This is a genomic window from Vibrio sp. Isolate22 (assembly GCF_022398115.1).
Taxonomy (GTDB): Bacteria; Pseudomonadota; Gammaproteobacteria; order Enterobacterales; family Vibrionaceae; genus Vibrio.
Genome location: NZ_JAKEUW010000005.1, coordinates 132435 through 148804, shown reverse-complemented (window position 1 = coordinate 148804; position 16370 = coordinate 132435). Strand labels below are relative to the sequence as shown.

Below are 16370 nucleotides of genomic sequence, written 5' to 3'. Positions count from 1 at the left end.
GGAGGTATGGTGGGCACAAGTGCAAGAAAGTGGAATTAAGCCATTGAAAGAGTTCGCACGAAAACTGAGGCCTTATCTTCACGGTATTATTGGATCGGCAAGTTATCCGCTCAACACCTGCACATTGGAAGGGATAAACAACAAAATAAAGTTAATCAAGCGAATGGGGTATGGGTATCGAGATACAGACTACTTCTTCTTGAAGATAAAAGCGGCTTTCCCCGGAAAGCCGCGATGAACCAAAAAAAAACCACACAATACTGTGTGGTCGGAATGTGTATAAAGCAATTAACTTAACGCCAATTGAAATAATCAGTTTCCTGATTAGGAGAAAGTAAAGTCAGCCTTCAAAAGGAAGTGCCGTCTTGCTCAACATGCTAGCCACGAATGACTAACTAGACGACAAGGTGTACTATAACTTTTTCAGGGTCTTAGATTTTGAAGTAGATCAATTTTAATGTGATTTTACGATTTCCTGCCGCTCGTTCGCTCTAAAGACGAAACAGATTATAAAACGAAGCACAACGTATAGAGGACAGCTATACGCAGAGCAATTATGGAGGCTCGTGTGTCAATAATAAAAATGTTTGGAAAGAAAAAAGCCAAGCGTCCGGTCAACTCTGATATGGACAAACAAAGAAAATACGAAGCACTCGTACGTGCCTATCACCGTGACCTCTTTCGCTACGCCTATTGGTTATGCAAAGACAAAAGCATTGCCGAAGATTTAGTGCAAGAAACTTGCCTTCGTGCTTGGAAATCACTCGATAGCCTACAAGATGAAAAAGCCGCGAAGTCTTGGCTGATTACTATCTTGCGCCGCGAGAATGCTCGACGTTTTGAACGCAAACAGTTTGATCTGGTTGATATCGACGATCATGGTAATGATGCTAGTGTCAGTGATGACCCGCACCATCAACACCAATGGTTGCAAGTCCAGATCATGAAACTTGAAATTGATTACCGTGAACCTCTCTTCTTACAAGTGATTGGTGGTTTTAGTGGTGACGAGATCGCGGATATTCTGGATCTCAACAAAAACACGGTGATGACACGTTTATTCAGAGCTCGAAACCAATTGAAAGAGATGCTGGATACAGAAGAAGCAGAGAGGGGGCAACATAATGGATGATTTAGAATTTCGTCGTCGTGTATTGTCGGAACCTAAACAGCGCACACAAGATATTGTTGATGCAGCCGCGAGCAGTGAAGCTAACAGTAAATTTTTAGATGACGTACTATCGCTTGATAAACAGATCCACTCTGCAATGAATGTAGACGTGCCAGACGATCTTGCCGATCGCATTCTGTTCAATCAAACCTCAAGCGAAGAGAGCAAAGTCGTAAGGCCTACGTTTGCGAGACGTGCAATGGCAATGGCGGCTTCTGTAGCGTTTGTTGCTGGTCTATTGGTTGGCCAAGTAAACTGGGGGAATGCATTAGTATCTCCAGCACAAGCAAGCTTGGCTGATACGGCGATGAAACATGTTATTGATGAAAAAAGCTTTGTGAGCACTATCGATGAACAAGTTACATCACAGCAAATCAATGCAAAAATGAACCCATTTGCTTTTCAGTTTGATGAAGCTTTCCCATACCACGTCTATTACCTGAACCATTGTGGTTTTGGGAAGTCTAACGCAGTGCACATGGTATTCCAGGGTGAAAAAGGCAAAGTTACACTATTTCTGACTAGCATCCCGACAGACAAACCGGTCGACTTTGACGAAAAAGGAATGTCAGGTTCGGTAACGCCAATTGATAACAGCAGTTTGATACTCGTTGGTGAAAATGGCGAGGATGTTTCTAAAATCTCAGAAAAGCTGACGATAATGATCAAACCGATGAGCTAATCATCTCTCAAAGCCCCTCAATTAAAAGCCCAGCAATTATATTCTTGATATTGCTGGGCTTTATTTATAAATAAAACACCAATCCATTCACAGGGCAAACAACTCTAGAGTTAAAACTCTAAAAAACAGCATTTAGCACCATTTTCGTGCCAGATAGGCGTCATTTCCATAATTTTCCACTCAAATTTTCCAATGGTCGGATTTGTATATCGTATACTTGCGAATAGGATCAGCCACCATTGAGCAATTGCTCAAATTAATCGCCCTGTAGAGGCGGATATATAAAGGAATAAATGAATGACTACCAACAACACGCGTCTGTTTAAAAAGTCTCTTTTAGCAGTAACAATTACACTGGCGTCTTCGCAAGCGATGGCAGCAGGTTTTCAACTTAACGCACAATCAGCAACCGGTATCGGCCGTGCTTTCGCTGGTGATGCAGTAATCGCAGATAACGCGTCAGTAATGGCACGTAACCCAGCTGCAATGGCATTGTTTGATAAAGTTGAACTATCTTTGGGTTTCACTTCGATCACTTCAAAAATTGAAGTCAAAGATGCCACTTACACTAGCGCATTAACTGGTTCAACACCTTCAAACTATGACGATGCGGGTGATACTTCTATCGCACCTAACATCCACTTAATTGTACCTGTTAATGACCAATTTGCATGGGGCGTCAATGCCTACACTAACTTTGGTACGAAAACTGAGTTTGACAATTCGTTTGCCGGTTCTGAGTATGGTGGTCTAACTGATGTTAAAAGTATGAACTTAGGGGTTGCTGGCTCATACCGTTTGAATGAACAGTGGAGCTTTGGTGCAGGTTTAGACTTCATCTACGGACAAGGCAAGCTTGAGCGTAAAATTACGCTGCCTAACAATGTAGCAAACCCTACAGGTGTTCAGGAATACACGGCTCTAGATGCAGACGCTGACGGTTGGGCTGTAGGCTTTAACTTAGGTACAGTTTTCGAGCTAGATAAAGATAATAGATTTGGCTTAGCATATCGTTACAGTCCAACTCTAGAAGCTGAAGGTGATATTACTGGTATTGGAGTGAACCCAGCAACAGGTGATGTGGTTAACGCGACATACAAAAACGATACATTAAATATGCCGTTACCTAGCATGATTGAGTTCTCTGGTTACCATATGCTACCAGACTCTAAATTTGCTGTTCACTATAGCGTTCAATGGATTGGTTGGAGCGCATTTGACGTACTAGAGGCTGACAAAGCCGGTGAGTTAAATGAGTATAAATGGCAAGATGGGATGCATTACGCTCTTGGTACTACTTACTACATGAATAAAGATTGGACATTACGTGCCGGTTACATGTATGACACAAGCGCCCAAGACAGCATTACATCAGTTTCGGTACCAGATTCTGATCGTCAATGGTTCTCTGCTGGCTTCACATACCACATTGATACAGCTTCAAACGTAGATTTCGGCTTCACTTATCTACTGGGCGATGATGTAAAAGTCAATGAAACTACTGAAATATCAGGAACTACAATTTCATCAATTGAAGCAACAACACACGCTGATGCAATCCTACTAGGCCTACAATACAGCCGCAGCTTCTAATATAAGCTAGGTTATAAATATCAAAGGGTCGCTTTATGCGACCCTTTTTTAGTACCTAAGCCCCTGACTAACATCAATTTAGGCTCACAGCTGTAGCCTACACAGGCTATTTATAGCTACAAGTGTACGCTCAAATTTCGCAACACAGCCGAAACATTCAGACTATTTACCTAATAATTAGTCACAATTACTCATTAAATCCCTAAAACACTGTTTTATTCGAATTTCGTTTTTAAAGTAATGACTCTAAAAGTAGAATCACGCTACTAAATACTTATAATTCAGCGAACATAATAATGAAAATGAATAAGACTCTTCTATCTACTGCAGTGGCAGTTGGACTACTTTCAACTTCTACTGTGACTCAAGCAGCAGGCTTTCAACTAGCAGAATACTCAGCAACAGGCCTAGGTCGCGCATACGCTGGTGAAGCAGCAATGGCTGACGGTGCAGACGCACAATGGCGTAACCCTGCAATGCTAACTTATCTAGAAGGTACTCAAGTTTCAGTTGGTGCTATCTATGTTGATCCAAACATCGACATCGACGGCACATCCACTTACCTAACTCAAACAGGTATTAAGCAATCATCAGCAAACTCGAGTGATTTCGCACACAGTGCAGTAATTCCAAACTTTTATGTTTCTCATAAGTACAACGACAAATTCGCACTAGGTTTTGCTGCTGGCACTAATTACGGTATGGAAACTGACCTAGGTAAAGACTTCGGTGGTGCAAACCACGGTAACGAAGCAAGCGTTACTACAATGGAGTTAAACCTAAACGCGGCATACCAAGTACATGAAAGTGTATCTATTGGTGGTGGTATACGTTACATCATGGCTGAAGGTAGCTTTGGTGCAGTATCTACTGCGAACTCTCTAGTTCCACTGCAGCCAGGTACTGCTCTGAAATATATGGAAGGCGATGACACAGCGTGGGGCTGGCAAGTTGGTACAGCTTGGCAAATCAATGAAAGTAACCGCGTAGGTTTCACCTATAAGTCAGAGGTAGACCTAACGCTAGAAGGTTACGCGAAAGGCTTCGGCTTTAACCAAGCAAACCCAACAGCCCACAAAAATGGTTCAATGGATCTTGCTCTTCCAGCAACAGCTGAACTTGCTAGCTTCCATCAATTAACAGATAAAGTAGCAGTTCATGCGAGCATTAACTGGACAAACTGGAGTAGCTTTAAGGAGCTTGTTGCCGATTTCCCAGGTGAAAATAGTGTAGAAATCAAGCAAGAAAACTGGGAAGACAACTACCGCTTTGCGATTGGTACTACATACCAAATGACACCTAAGTTGGCTCTACGTTCTGGTATTGCTTACGATACATCAGCAGTAAGCGAAGAACACCGCACAGCAACGATTCCAGAAACAGACCGTACTTGGTTAAGTATTGGTGCAGGTTACCAATGGTCTGAGCAACTAACACTAGACGCTGGCTTCACTTACATTCTAGCGAAAGACGCTAAAATGCATGAAACAGACCCAGGCTTCGGTGGTGCTGATATGTTTGGTGGCAGCTTCGAAGGTGAAGTAACTGGTAGCATCTGGCTAGTTGGTGTACAAGCTAACTACCGCTTCTAATCTACTGTTCTAAAAGTAGAAAGCATTAAAAAGGCTCGATGTTGTTTTCAACATCGAGCCTTTCTTTTATCGGTTTCCTAAATCGAGTTTCTAGTAGTCTTCTAGATAACCATCGATGAAATCTTCTTCTTCAAGATCCACCTCTTCTGGTTCAATCTCAGCTTTGAAGTCACGACGTTGGATGTAGACATCACGTGTTAGCGCGTATGGGTCTGGAGAGTCGTCCAGCAGTGCTTCTTGCGAAACTAACTGGGCACGTGTTTCCATACCTTCGAAAGCCCATTTACCTAAGCTCGCCCAAAAATTCAAGAAAGACAGAGGAACATACAGACCATCAACGGTCTCAGTCACTTCACGTGTCGTTAAAGGACCATAACCTGGCACCATAAAGTACGGACCATTCCCTACTCCGTAATGACCAATCGCATCAGAAAAGGACTTATCATCATATTTGGTGATCCCGGCTTCGCTAGCAATATCGATTAAGCCTAACAGGCCAAATGTTGAGTTAATCCAAAAACGGTTAAAGTGGTCGAGCGCTTTCTCACCATTACCCATGATGAGGTTATTCACCATGCTTGATGGTTCGTCTAAGTTGGCTAGAAAGTTGGAGATACCAGAACGTACTGGCACAGGAGTGTAGTCAACATAAGCGAGAGAAACAGGGCGAACTAAATAAGGATCTAAATACTCGTAGTTAATATTCCACATCGCTCGGTTGAAACCTTCAAAGGGATCATTCGGGTGGGACTCTTCGACGTATTCAAAGGTTTCGAGATTATCATTGTTGCTTTCATCTGGCGCGCTAGAGCAGCCCACCGTTAAGCTTGCGATAAAGAGTAAACTCGAGAGTCTTAAAACACTGATAGACATATCACCTTTTCCATAAGGAATAATAAAAAAGGCCAGCAATCGCTGGCCTCAATTGTTTGCGTAAGTCTATACCGTTTGTTTATAAATCGGAATAGCTAACACCTATGCAAAATGATGATTAATATTGCTTATTGATATTAATGGTCACAGGTTCACCCAATTCAACCGCTTCACTCTCACCGTACCAATCACCATCGCGAGTTGAAACGTTACCATCTGTATCAAGCCTAGCTCTAACCATCAGAGTTTCAAGACTAGACAGCTTTTGACCTTGCATCATGCTGTTACCGTCATCCAGTACAACCGTGCGAGGAAAAGAGCCTAACGGATAACGAGCTGCTGCGATAGGCATTGGTGAACCATCCGCTCGGTGTACAGAGACAACTAGCACTGAATTAGGATCTGCGTTCACATCAGCAGACAGATCAAGTGTTACTGCAACACTCTTGCCTTGGTCAACACCCATCGCATCGCCCATTTTCTTCTGAGCACTTTCGATGCTGCGAGAAAGCATTTCGTAACGGCTGTCTTGTGGACCAATCATCTGTTGCATGATGCTCCAGTACTTAACCGCGCCTGGGTAATCTTGACGCTCAAATGCATCGAATGCGAGTAGCGAGAACACACGAAGATCAACGTAATCGTTTTGAACCAAACGACTTAGAAGCAAGCGAGCTTGGTTTTGCTCTGCCTCATCTGGAGACAACATCAGTGCTTGTGCAAAGCCAAGTTGAACGTCTTCGTCCTTAGGCTCTAGCTTATAAGCACGTTCCATCGCATCAATCGCGGTTTGTGCATCACGGTTAGCCAGCGCAATACGACCCAGTAGCAGCCAACCCGTTGAATCTTTTGGTTGGTAATGCAAGCGAGTACGTAGTGCTAGTGTCAAATCTTCAAGTTCATCATCGGTTAGTGTACCGCCTTCTGATGACATTAGCTTTTTAGATAGCTCAGGAAGGTTATTGCTCACTTCTTGCCAGTGTTGAACCTTGTCTAGCGCACCAAACTTAAAGTACATACCGTAGGTAACTGCAACAACCAAAATGATTGATGGAACAACCACGCCAAGCGTTGAGATATGAGTCTTTTTCATCTCTTGCTTAGCAGGAACATCATCAAGCAGAGATTGTTTCAAATCAGCGATCAGTTCCTGTTGGTTATCAACAAGACCTTCTTCTGCTTCTACTTCTAACTCATCAAGGCGATCTTTGTAGAATGCTTTGTTCAATTCATCGCGAAGCACATCATCGTTGTTTGCCTTTTTATTGATAAAAGGCAGAACAATCATCAAGATTGCTGCTAGCGAAAGAATAATGGTCGAAACCCAAAATAGAGTCATTACTGTTTATCTCCGTCGTTCTCTTCATCGAGTAACGCTTTTAAACGTGCTTCTTTATCTGCATCCCAGTCTTTATCTGACTCTGTTGCCGCTTGTGATTTTGACTTTCTGCTTCGTAAAATGATCAAGCCAAATCCAAACACAACCACTGCAAATGGACCGATCCAAAGGATCGACGTCGCAAGTGTTAATGGCGGATTGTAAGTAACGAAGTTACCGTAACGAGCAATCATGTAATCAATGATGTCTTGCTTCGACTTACCATCTTTTGTCATCTCGTACACTTTTTGACGCAAGTCGACCGCTAATTCAGCATTCGAGTCACCAATCGTGTTGTTCTGACATTTAGGACAACGCAGCGTGTTGCTCAGCTCTTTAAACTGCTGTTCTTGGTCAGCGTTATCGAATTCATGAAACTCGATAGGCGCTGCAGACACAGTCGCTGAAATCGCAAACGTAGCAAATAAAGTAATCAGAGCCTTCTTAATCATTTCGCTTCCTCCAACAACTCGTTGTACATCGGCTCAAGCGTCGATGCCCAGTTCGCTGGGTTGACATCACCCACATGGCGATAGCGAACGACACCGTTAGCGTCGATTAGGAAAGTCTCAGGAGCACCATATACACCAAGGTCTAGACCTAGCATCCCGTTACCGTCGAACAGACTGATCAGGTATGGGTTACCCAACTCTTTTAGCCAACCCACAGCCTTATTACGATCATCTTTATAGTTCAAACCAATGATCTTAACGCCCTTGTCAGCAAGCTTGTTCAAGTATGAGTGCTCTGCGTAACAAGTAGGACACCAAGTCGCCCACACATTAAGCAGTAGAGGTTCGCCCTGGAAGATCGCTTGATCATGAAGCTTACCTGGTTGCTCTAAGTCTTCTAGATCAAACTGAGGTACTGGTTTACCAATTAATACCGATTCAAGTTTAGTCGGGTCATCGCCCGACTGATTGCGCACTAATTGCGTTGCAAAGATTCCCGCTAGAACCATGAACGCAATCAATGGAATGAATAAAATCTTTTTGTTCATTCGAGTTAAGCCTCCTGCTCTTTAGCCGACTTTTTAGATGGCTTACGGAAACGGTAACGACGGTCACTGATAGCGATAGCACCACCAAGAGACATGATCAAAGAGCCCGCCCAGATCCAACGTACAAATGGTTTGTAGTAGATACGTACAGCCCAAGATTTGTTGTCGTCTAAACGTTCACCCATAGCAATGTAAAGGTCACGTGTTACGCCACGATCAATCGCCGCTTCTGTCATCATAGACTTAGCAGTCGTGTAGAAACGTTTTTCTGCATGAAGCGTGTTGATGTATTTGCCTTCTTTTGTAATTTCAAAATCAGCAATGTAACCATCGTAGTTTGGACCATCTTTGTCACGAACACCCGTAAATAGGAAGTCGTACTCTTCAAGCTGGTAGCTCTCACCTGGTGCCAGACGAACATCACGTTCAATACTGTAGTTCTGTACCATCGCGATACCAATCACAGTTACCGCTAAACCGATGTGACCACACACCATAGCCCAGTGACTGCGAGGTAACTTAGTCAGACCTTTCATAAATGTATGACGGTAAGTCGCACGTTCATGCAGTTCGAAGCCATGCATGAAGATGATCCAGAATGCCATCACCCAACCAGCAAACGCAGTACCACTGAAACGATCAGCCAGTACCGTCACCAATAGCGCACTCAATCCTAACGAGAGTACACCTGAAATGACCATCGGCTTAACAAGCTTAGATAGGTTGTCACGCTTCCAACGGATAAGAGGACCGATACCCAACAGGAACGAGAACGGAATCATTAACCAGAAGAACAACATGTCGAAGAATGGTGCACCGATAGATACCGAGCCCAAACCCAACTGTTTGTGAACGAGCGGTAGTAGAGTACCAACTAGCACCACCACTAGAGCAGCAATCAACAGGATGTTGTTACCTAGTAGTGCGTTTTCACGAGAGACTAGATCGAAGTTACCACGAACACGTACTGATGCACCTTTCACTGCGAACAGCAATAGTGAACCACCGATAACGAAGACTAAGAAGCCTAGAATAAACATACCGCGAGCCGGATCCGACGCGAACGCGTGAACCGATACCAAGATACCCGAACGAACTAAGAAAGTGCCTAGTAAACTCAATGAGAATGCAGAGATTGCAAGTAGTACTGTCCAAGCTTTAAACGTACCGCGCTTTTCTGTAACCGCAAGCGAGTGCATCAGCGCTGTACCTGCTAGCCAAGGCATGAAAGATGCGTTTTCTACTGGATCCCAGAACCACCAGCCACCCCAGCCAAGTTCGTAGTAAGCCCACCAAGAACCCAGAGCGATACCAATTGTTAGGAACAACCAAGCCGCAATTGTCCAAGGACGAGACCAACGAGCCCAAGCCGTATCCAAACGACCACTCATTAGAGAAGCGATAGCAAAAGAGAACGCTACTGAGAAACCTACATAACCCATGTAAAGCATCGGTGGGTGAATAATCAAACCCGGATCTTGCAGTAGCGGGTTCAAGTCACGACCATCAACAGGGAAGAAAGGCAGTGTACGTAGGAATGGGTTAGAAGTTACGATAATGAACAGCAAGAAGCCGACAGTGATCAAACCCATGATAGCCAATACGCGAGCCACAGACTCTTGAGGCATACCACGGCTGAATGTCGCTACTGCTACCGTCCAACCTGCTTGGATAAGTACCCAAAGCAACAATGAACCTTCGTGTGCACCCCAAACGGCCGTAATTCGGTAGTACCAAGGTAGTTGGCTGTTTGAGTTACTTGCAACGTATTGAATCGTAAAATCATTTGTGTAAAACGCGTAACACAAGATAAAAAACGAAATCGCTAAGAATCCGAACATGCCCCACGACAAAGGTCGTGCGCTGTTCATCAGTAATGTGTTATTTCGAGCGGCTCCATACAGTGGGAGCACGCTTAGCAGCAATGCAAGTCCCAAGGACAGGATCATCGCAAAATGGCCGATCTCGGCTATCATTGAGCTTTTCCTTCTTTTTGTTCAGTCGTGTATTGCAAAGGCTCATGTGTTTTCTTCATTGCTTCCGCAACTTCAGAAGGCATGTACTCTTCATCGTGCTTTGCCAACACCTCAAACGCTTCGATTGTCGTTGCGTCTTTTAAGACACCTTGAGCAACAATACCTTGGCCTTCACGGAAAAGATCAGGAAGGATACCATCGTATAAGATTGTTACTTTAGGGCCGACATCAGCTAAATCGAAGCTAACTCGCAATGATTCGTTATCACGGCTCACAGAACCAACGACAACCATGCCACCAATGCGTAGGCGTTGACCAACTTCAGGTTTCTTACCATCTTTACCATTAACAAGTTCAGTTGGTGTGTAGAACAGATCCATGTTCTGGTTAAGTGCATAAACAATCAATCCAACAGTTGCACTGATACCAAAAAAGATCGCTAAGACAATGCCCAGCCTCTTTTTGCGTCTTGGGTTCATAGAGTGTTCTCCATATTTTTTGCTGCATCGATACGAGCTTGACGGTCAACCTTAGCTTGTACTTCAGTTAGTAATTGCTTACCACGACGAACGCTTACCACGAGTAAGATGATCATCGAGAGAAATGTGATTCCAAATGCACTCCATACGTATGAGGCGTAACCACCCATGGCAAAGAAATCACTCAAAGATTCAAAATACATAATTACCTACCCTACTACGCTTTATCAGCCGCAAGCTTACGAACCCATGGACGATGACTTTCTTTGCTGATGATTTCGTTACGGAAACGAATCATAGTCAAAGCGCCAAAGAAAAAAGCGAAGCCGAAGATGTTAAGAAGAAGCGGCCATAACATGTCACTTGAAATCGAAGGTTTTGCGAACTTAGTGATCGTCGCACCTTGATGAAGTGTGTTCCACCACTCTACCGAGAAGTGAATAATAGGGAGGTTAATCACGCCGACGATAGCCAAAATACCAGCCGCTTTTGCTGCTGTTTTTTGGTCATCAAACGCGTGGTGCAGTGCAATTACACCTAGGTATAGGAATAGAAGAATCAACTCTGAGGTTAGGCGTGCATCCCAAACCCACCAAGCGCCCCACATTGGCTTACCCCAAACTGCACCAGTCAGTAGTGCGATAAAGGTAAACACAGCTCCGATTGGTGCCATCGCCAATGCCGCCATGTCAGATAGTCTTACCTGCCATACCAATCCAATGAATGCAGCGATCGCCATCGACATATATACGCCCATCGACCAAATGGCAGAAGGAACGTGAATGTAGATAATTCGGAAACTATCACCCTGTTGATAATCAGAGGGCGCAAACGCAAGGCCCCACACCGTACCAACGGATAGACACAATAGTGCTAGGATTGAGAACCACGGCAGAAGTTTACCAGCAAGCTGGTATGACGTTTCTGCTTTGGCATAGGGATGGAGCCATTTCCACATGTTGTAATCTCACTCTTACTTCATATTGCTTACAGCTACTAAAGCTATAATTATAATAATATATTTGTTCTGCTTTCTGTTTTGCTGACTCTATGAGTCTCATCGAACACTTTGGTTCACTTTAGCTATACGATACTGGTACCGTTATCAGTTCACACTCACGCGAAGTGCGGCACTGATCGCAAAAGGAGTTAGCGTCATCGCGCCCATCAACATGGCGCCGAGAATCGCTAACTGACCATTGTATGCAACGCCCAACGCGGCAGCGTCAATCGCTGACGTTGCGAAAATCAAAATAGGGATGTACAGCGGCAAAATTAGCAGGCTCAGTAACACCCCGCCCTTCTGTAACCCAACCGTCAAAGCAACACCAATCGCCCCGATAAAGCTCAAGGCAGGCGTTCCGACAAGCAAAGTCATCACAACAGAGAGCCAAGTGTCAAAATCCAATGACAACAAAACAGCCAACAGTGGGCTAATTAAAATTAATGGTAACCCGGTCAATAACCAGTGTGCTATGACCTTGGACAATACTACCAACTGCAACGGGATGGGCATCAGCATCATCTGTTCAAGGGCACCATCTTGAAAATCATCACGAAATAGGCGCTCAAGAGAGAGCAATGCAGAGAGCAATGCGGCCACCCAAACAATACCCGCAGCAATACGTGCAAGTAGGTTTGGCTCAGGACCAATGCTCAGAGGAAAAAGCGTGATAACAATAATGAAGAACCACAGCGGGTTAAAGATATCCGCCTGGCGTCGAAAAGCGATAAGCAGCTCACGTCGGATAATCGTGGTCATTGAAGAGATCATATTACTCACCCAATTTTATTTTTCTTAGTTTCGGGCTATCAGCAAACATATCTTGGTGGGTAGTGAGTAGCACAATCCCACCGTTATCCGCATGCTGAGAAAAAAGCGATTCTAGAACCTTAACGCCCTGCTTATCAATCGCAGTCAACGGTTCATCGAGAATCCATAACATCTGCTTACTCAACCAAAGACGAGCTAAAGCTACACGACGCTGTTGGCCAGCAGACAATTGCCCCGCAGGCACATCCTCTCGGCCTGCTAGCCCTACCTGAGCAAGCGCTTGATAAAGCTCTTCCTTATTCGTTTCGCCACAATGAATTGACTGGTAGAAACTCAGGTTCTCATAAGCGCTAAGCTCGCGCTTTACGCCAGTTTGATGACCAAGAAAAAGCAGATTTTGATGATACACATCTCGACTAGATTCAATTGGCTCGCCATCCCAAGAGATAGTGCCTTCGTCACGATCACCTAAACCAGTGATAATCCTAAGGAGTGTCGTTTTTCCTGTACCGTTTCGACCTTCAACTTGAACCAGTTCTCCTGGCTTCAATTGAAAAGACAACGATTCAAACAGAACCCTTTCGTCACGAATAGCAGTTAAATTTGAGACTTCTAGCATAGGTAAATTTAGTCGAGTAATGAGAGGGGTATAGTAGCACACCAATATGGTGACAAAACAGGACTAGGCGTTTTCAGTAGAACAAAGTCGGTAAGAAACTGTTACTACTGCATCACAATTTACACATTTTGACCAAAAATGAGATATTGCAATACTAACAAGCACTTATAAACATCGTTCTATAAACAGTTACTCAAGCACAAAAAAAGAAGCCGAAGCTTCTTTTTAGAGGAGTGTGTAACAAACAGAATGTGTTTATCACGAGTAGCGCTCAATTTAACGGCGTCGAGGTGGATCCCTGCGATCACGAGAGGCGGTGGGATGCTCATCAAACGAGGAAGGGTCGCTTCGTAATGAAGGAATTTTCTCTTTACCGGCAAGCTTGTTTTGCAGAGACATCATCAGCTCAGCTTCAGCTTTAGGTAATTCACATTCTTCAATTAACTCGTTAATCCCAGCGCCAAGCTGAACCATTTTCGTTGCACGAGTGTACAAACGTCCATCGGTATCCGCATGTTCCAGCTCGACAATACGTTCATTCAGGTGTTTGATTAGATCTTGTTGTTCAGTCACTTTCTGGCCAAGACCAACCACAACAGAGCGAACTTCTAGCAATTGCTTACTCGACTTTTGTAGCTCTTTGTCCAAGTTTCGGACTTGCAGACGTGACTGATCCAATTGCTTTTGAATCGCACTTTTTACTTTGCTAATCAAAACCACGATGAATAACGTAAAAACCCCAACTCCAGCAATCAGCGCAGCAGGGCTTAAAGGAAGCGCTTCAAACATTATAGGTGAGCCATCTCATCCCATTCGTCTTCGCTTAGTAGTTTGTTTAGAGCTACTAAGATAAGCAGCTTGCCATCACGGTTGCTAACGCCCTGGATGAACTTCGCGCTTTCATCAGTACCAACACTTGGTGTTGTATCGATTTCAGAAGAACGTAGGTAAACCACTTCAGCAACGCTATCAACCAGGATGCCAATAACTTGACGCTCAGATTCAATAACGATGATACGAGTGTTATCCGTGATTTCACCTTGCATCAAACCAAACCGAGAGCGAGTGTCGATAACAGTAACAACGTTACCACGTAGGTTAATAATACCTAGCACGTAGTCAGGAGCACCTGGTACCGGAGCGATCTCACTGTAACGCAGTACTTCACGAACTTGCATTACATTGATGCCGTAAGTTTCTTCTTCTAGCTGGAATGTTACCCATTGAAGTACTTCGTCATTCGTTTGATCTTTTCTTACTTCAACTTCACTCATTTGAGACATAGATAATCCTCTTGCCGTCGTTACCGACCACTATTATTAACTTGATGCTTTTGTTGTACCAGTCGTGGTACTAGCTCAATGCTTTTACATCTAGCCCTGCATTTAGCATGGCGATTAATGCTTCGACATGGATCAAAGCACACATTTTTTCTTTTACCATACCAGCGAGCCATGGGCGTTTTCCTGCCATTTCTCGCCAACGTACTTTGTCAGTATTCAGCAGCTCGGTGCCTTTAAGCTCAGTGCTTGCAAGCCCCCATAAGCTTTCTCCAAGCATCACTATATATTGATAGTTTTCTTTGTATTCGTCACTGGCTAACTTCTCAGCCATCACCCATTTTGCGGTGTCGACCACATCTAACTGGCTGTCTCGGTTGGTTTGTAACCCCAAGTACCAAGATGGTTTGCCAATAATATGATTGACCTCTTCGAGGCGGTGGATTCCACCCAGTTCGTCTAGCGGTACCGCGAAGGTCACACCATTGACATCGAAATACAAAACCTGGAAGTCTTCAGTTCGAGCCGTGCTTTCCCAAGAAGTAAACTGCCCTGCACCACCCGCCTGTGTTTCTGGCTCAGTCGCGGACTCAATGTCAGGAGCATCGGCTTCGATTTCAGAGACTTGCTGCTCAACGACTAGAAGCTCAGCTTCTGTTGTTGGTTCTTCGATTGGCTGCAGTTCCGCTTGAGGTTCTACCGCTATCGATAAATCTGGTTCCGGAAGATTCCAGTCTTGAATCTCTGGCTCTAATGAGACTTGAACCGACTCGACCGCTGCATCAAACATTTGCATGTCTGCTTGCTGAGCGATCTTCTGCGTGTTCTGGTCCATCAGTTCATCGAGGTTCAGGTCCTCAACAACATTGGTTGCCTCTAACCGACTCAGTAGCTTCTGAACGTCCTCTAGATTAGGTACTTCAAACTCAGCTGCACGTATTTCGGCATAGCTTGAATGATGACTCGCTAATTGACGCGCTGGCTCTGGCTCTGGCTCTGGCTCTGGCTCTGGCTCTGGCTCTGGCTCTGGCTCTTCAGAGTGTGATTCATCATCAGACTCGTCAACTAAAAACTCTTCAGTTTCAAAGCTTTCATCACCTAATAGCGCAGTAAAATAATCATCCAGTGCTTGTTCACTCGATAGACCTGGGCGCGCTATTGTTGAATCTTTATTTTCGCTCATTTATCGCCAACCTTTCGAGATAAATAAGCAGCTGTTTATAAGCAAATACACCTCGGCTACCCGACGCAAAGTGAGAGGCTGGCAAACGCTTTAAGCTTGCATCTCTAAACTTGGTATCAATCGGTACAGCTGATGTCCAAACTTGGTTTGGATAATCATCTTTCAGCTGCGTGAGAGTTTGCAGCGATGCCTTGGTTCGTTTGTCGTACATGGTAGGTACAATCGTCGCCTTAAATGGTGTTTTACGAGACTTCTGCATAATGGTTAGCGTGCGAATCATGCGCTCTAAACCTTTCATTGCCAGAAACTCGGTCTGTACCGGAATCAAAATACGATCACTCGCCGCTAAGGCATTCACCATCATCACACCAAGAATTGGCGGACAGTCGATCAACACATAGTCGTAATCGTCTTTCAACGCGGCCAAAGCACGCTTCAAGATTAATCCCATGCCGCTTCGATTTCCCATCACACGATCAAGTGTTGCCAGTGACATATGTGCTGGAATGATATCGATGCCTTCAACTTCGGTTTGTAACGTCAGTGGTCTAACCGTCTGCGCAGAAAACTCACTAAGCTGAAACAGATCGAACAAGCTAGACTCCACCGTATCTGAGTCGTACCCCAGATAGGTGGTCAGTGATGCATGTGGGTCCGTATCAACCAGCAACACACGGTGCCCTTTTAGAGCAAGCAGGCCTGCTATGGTCACAGTCGTGGTTGTTTTACCAACACCACCTTTTTGGTTTGCAACACTCCAAACAATCATC

At 44.4% G+C, this 16370-nt stretch carries 19 protein-coding genes; 5 read left to right on the top strand and 14 right to left on the bottom strand.

What is annotated here, in order from left to right:
* The 5 genes from L1D55_RS05535 to L1D55_RS05515 all read left to right on the top strand — a co-directional run.
* Window positions 1-238 (top strand): transposase (locus L1D55_RS05535; protein WP_239916214.1); only part of this gene is annotated, 238 nt, incomplete at its 5' end.
* A 345-nt stretch (window positions 239-583) separates the two neighbouring features.
* Window positions 584-1132, top strand: a complete 549-nt coding sequence (locus L1D55_RS05530) for a sigma-70 family RNA polymerase sigma factor (protein WP_004739895.1) — start codon at window positions 584-586, stop codon at window positions 1130-1132.
* Complete coding sequence (locus tag L1D55_RS05525) at window positions 1125-1853, top strand: DUF3379 domain-containing protein (protein ID WP_239916782.1); 729 nt, start codon at window positions 1125-1127, stop codon at window positions 1851-1853. The genes L1D55_RS05530 and L1D55_RS05525 overlap by 8 nt, the downstream gene beginning before the upstream one ends.
* Before the next feature lie 297 nt (window positions 1854-2150).
* Window positions 2151-3446: an outer membrane protein transport protein gene (locus L1D55_RS05520; RefSeq protein ID WP_239916780.1), complete on the top strand. Its 1296-nt coding sequence runs from the start codon at window positions 2151-2153 to the stop codon at window positions 3444-3446.
* A 296-nt stretch (window positions 3447-3742) separates the two neighbouring features.
* Window positions 3743-5038, top strand: coding sequence for an outer membrane protein transport protein (locus tag L1D55_RS05515; protein ID WP_239916777.1), 1296 nt, complete (start codon window positions 3743-3745; stop codon window positions 5036-5038).
* Window positions 5039-5128: 90 nt separating this feature from the next.
* Here L1D55_RS05515 and L1D55_RS05510 read toward each other — a convergent pair whose 3' ends face one another.
* The 14 genes from L1D55_RS05510 to L1D55_RS05445 form a co-directional block, all read right to left on the bottom strand.
* Window positions 5129-5911, bottom strand: coding sequence for an MlaA family lipoprotein (locus L1D55_RS05510; protein WP_239916775.1), 783 nt, complete (start codon window positions 5909-5911; stop codon window positions 5129-5131).
* A gap of 118 nt (window positions 5912-6029) precedes the next feature.
* Window positions 6030-7250: a c-type cytochrome biogenesis protein CcmI gene (gene ccmI, locus L1D55_RS05505; RefSeq protein ID WP_239916769.1), complete on the bottom strand. Its 1221-nt coding sequence runs from the start codon at window positions 7248-7250 to the stop codon at window positions 6030-6032.
* Window positions 7250-7741 carry a cytochrome c-type biogenesis protein gene (locus L1D55_RS05500; protein ID WP_171368388.1) on the bottom strand — a complete coding sequence of 164 codons (492 nt, stop codon included), beginning with the start codon at window positions 7739-7741 and terminating at the stop codon, window positions 7250-7252. Before L1D55_RS05500 ends, ccmI begins: the two co-directional genes overlap by 1 nt.
* Window positions 7738-8289: a DsbE family thiol:disulfide interchange protein gene (locus L1D55_RS05495; RefSeq protein ID WP_239916763.1), complete on the bottom strand. Its 552-nt coding sequence runs from the start codon at window positions 8287-8289 to the stop codon at window positions 7738-7740. The genes L1D55_RS05500 and L1D55_RS05495 overlap by 4 nt, the downstream gene beginning before the upstream one ends.
* A 5-nt stretch (window positions 8290-8294) precedes the next feature.
* Entirely contained in the window at window positions 8295-10265 is a 1971-nt protein-coding gene (locus L1D55_RS05490) for a heme lyase CcmF/NrfE family subunit (RefSeq protein ID WP_239916762.1), read from the bottom strand.
* Complete coding sequence (gene ccmE / locus L1D55_RS05485) at window positions 10262-10744, bottom strand: cytochrome c maturation protein CcmE (protein ID WP_004739883.1); 483 nt, start codon at window positions 10742-10744, stop codon at window positions 10262-10264. Before ccmE ends, L1D55_RS05490 begins: the two co-directional genes overlap by 4 nt.
* On the bottom strand, window positions 10741-10947 hold the full coding sequence (gene ccmD / locus L1D55_RS05480; protein ID WP_008218322.1) for a heme exporter protein CcmD: 207 nt from the start codon (window positions 10945-10947) through the stop codon (window positions 10741-10743). The genes ccmE and ccmD overlap by 4 nt, the downstream gene beginning before the upstream one ends.
* A 14-nt stretch (window positions 10948-10961) precedes the next feature.
* Window positions 10962-11702 carry a heme ABC transporter permease gene (locus L1D55_RS05475; RefSeq protein ID WP_004739880.1) on the bottom strand — a complete coding sequence of 247 codons (741 nt, stop codon included), beginning with the start codon at window positions 11700-11702 and terminating at the stop codon, window positions 10962-10964.
* Between the two features lie 147 nt (window positions 11703-11849).
* Complete coding sequence (gene ccmB / locus L1D55_RS05470) at window positions 11850-12518, bottom strand: heme exporter protein CcmB (RefSeq protein ID WP_004739878.1); 669 nt, start codon at window positions 12516-12518, stop codon at window positions 11850-11852.
* A 1-nt stretch (window position 12519) separates the two neighbouring features.
* A complete protein-coding gene (gene ccmA, locus L1D55_RS05465; protein WP_004739877.1) occupies window positions 12520-13137 on the bottom strand; it encodes a cytochrome c biogenesis heme-transporting ATPase CcmA in 618 nt (205 codons plus the stop codon).
* Window positions 13138-13413: 276 nt separating this feature from the next.
* The gene (locus L1D55_RS05460; RefSeq protein WP_061033685.1) at window positions 13414-13926 is read right to left on the bottom strand and encodes a DUF2802 domain-containing protein; all 513 of its coding nucleotides are present in this window, start codon (window positions 13924-13926) and stop codon (window positions 13414-13416) included.
* Complete coding sequence (locus tag L1D55_RS05455; protein ID WP_239916760.1) at window positions 13926-14420, bottom strand: chemotaxis protein CheW; 495 nt, start codon at window positions 14418-14420, stop codon at window positions 13926-13928. The genes L1D55_RS05460 and L1D55_RS05455 overlap by 1 nt, the downstream gene beginning before the upstream one ends.
* A 70-nt stretch (window positions 14421-14490) precedes the next feature.
* Window positions 14491-15600, bottom strand: a complete 1110-nt coding sequence (locus L1D55_RS05450; RefSeq protein WP_239916759.1) for a chemotaxis protein CheW — start codon at window positions 15598-15600, stop codon at window positions 14491-14493.
* A complete protein-coding gene (locus L1D55_RS05445; RefSeq protein WP_239916750.1) occupies window positions 15587-16369 on the bottom strand; it encodes a ParA family protein in 783 nt (260 codons plus the stop codon). The genes L1D55_RS05450 and L1D55_RS05445 overlap by 14 nt, the downstream gene beginning before the upstream one ends.
* Between the last annotated feature and the right edge of the window lies 1 nt (window position 16370).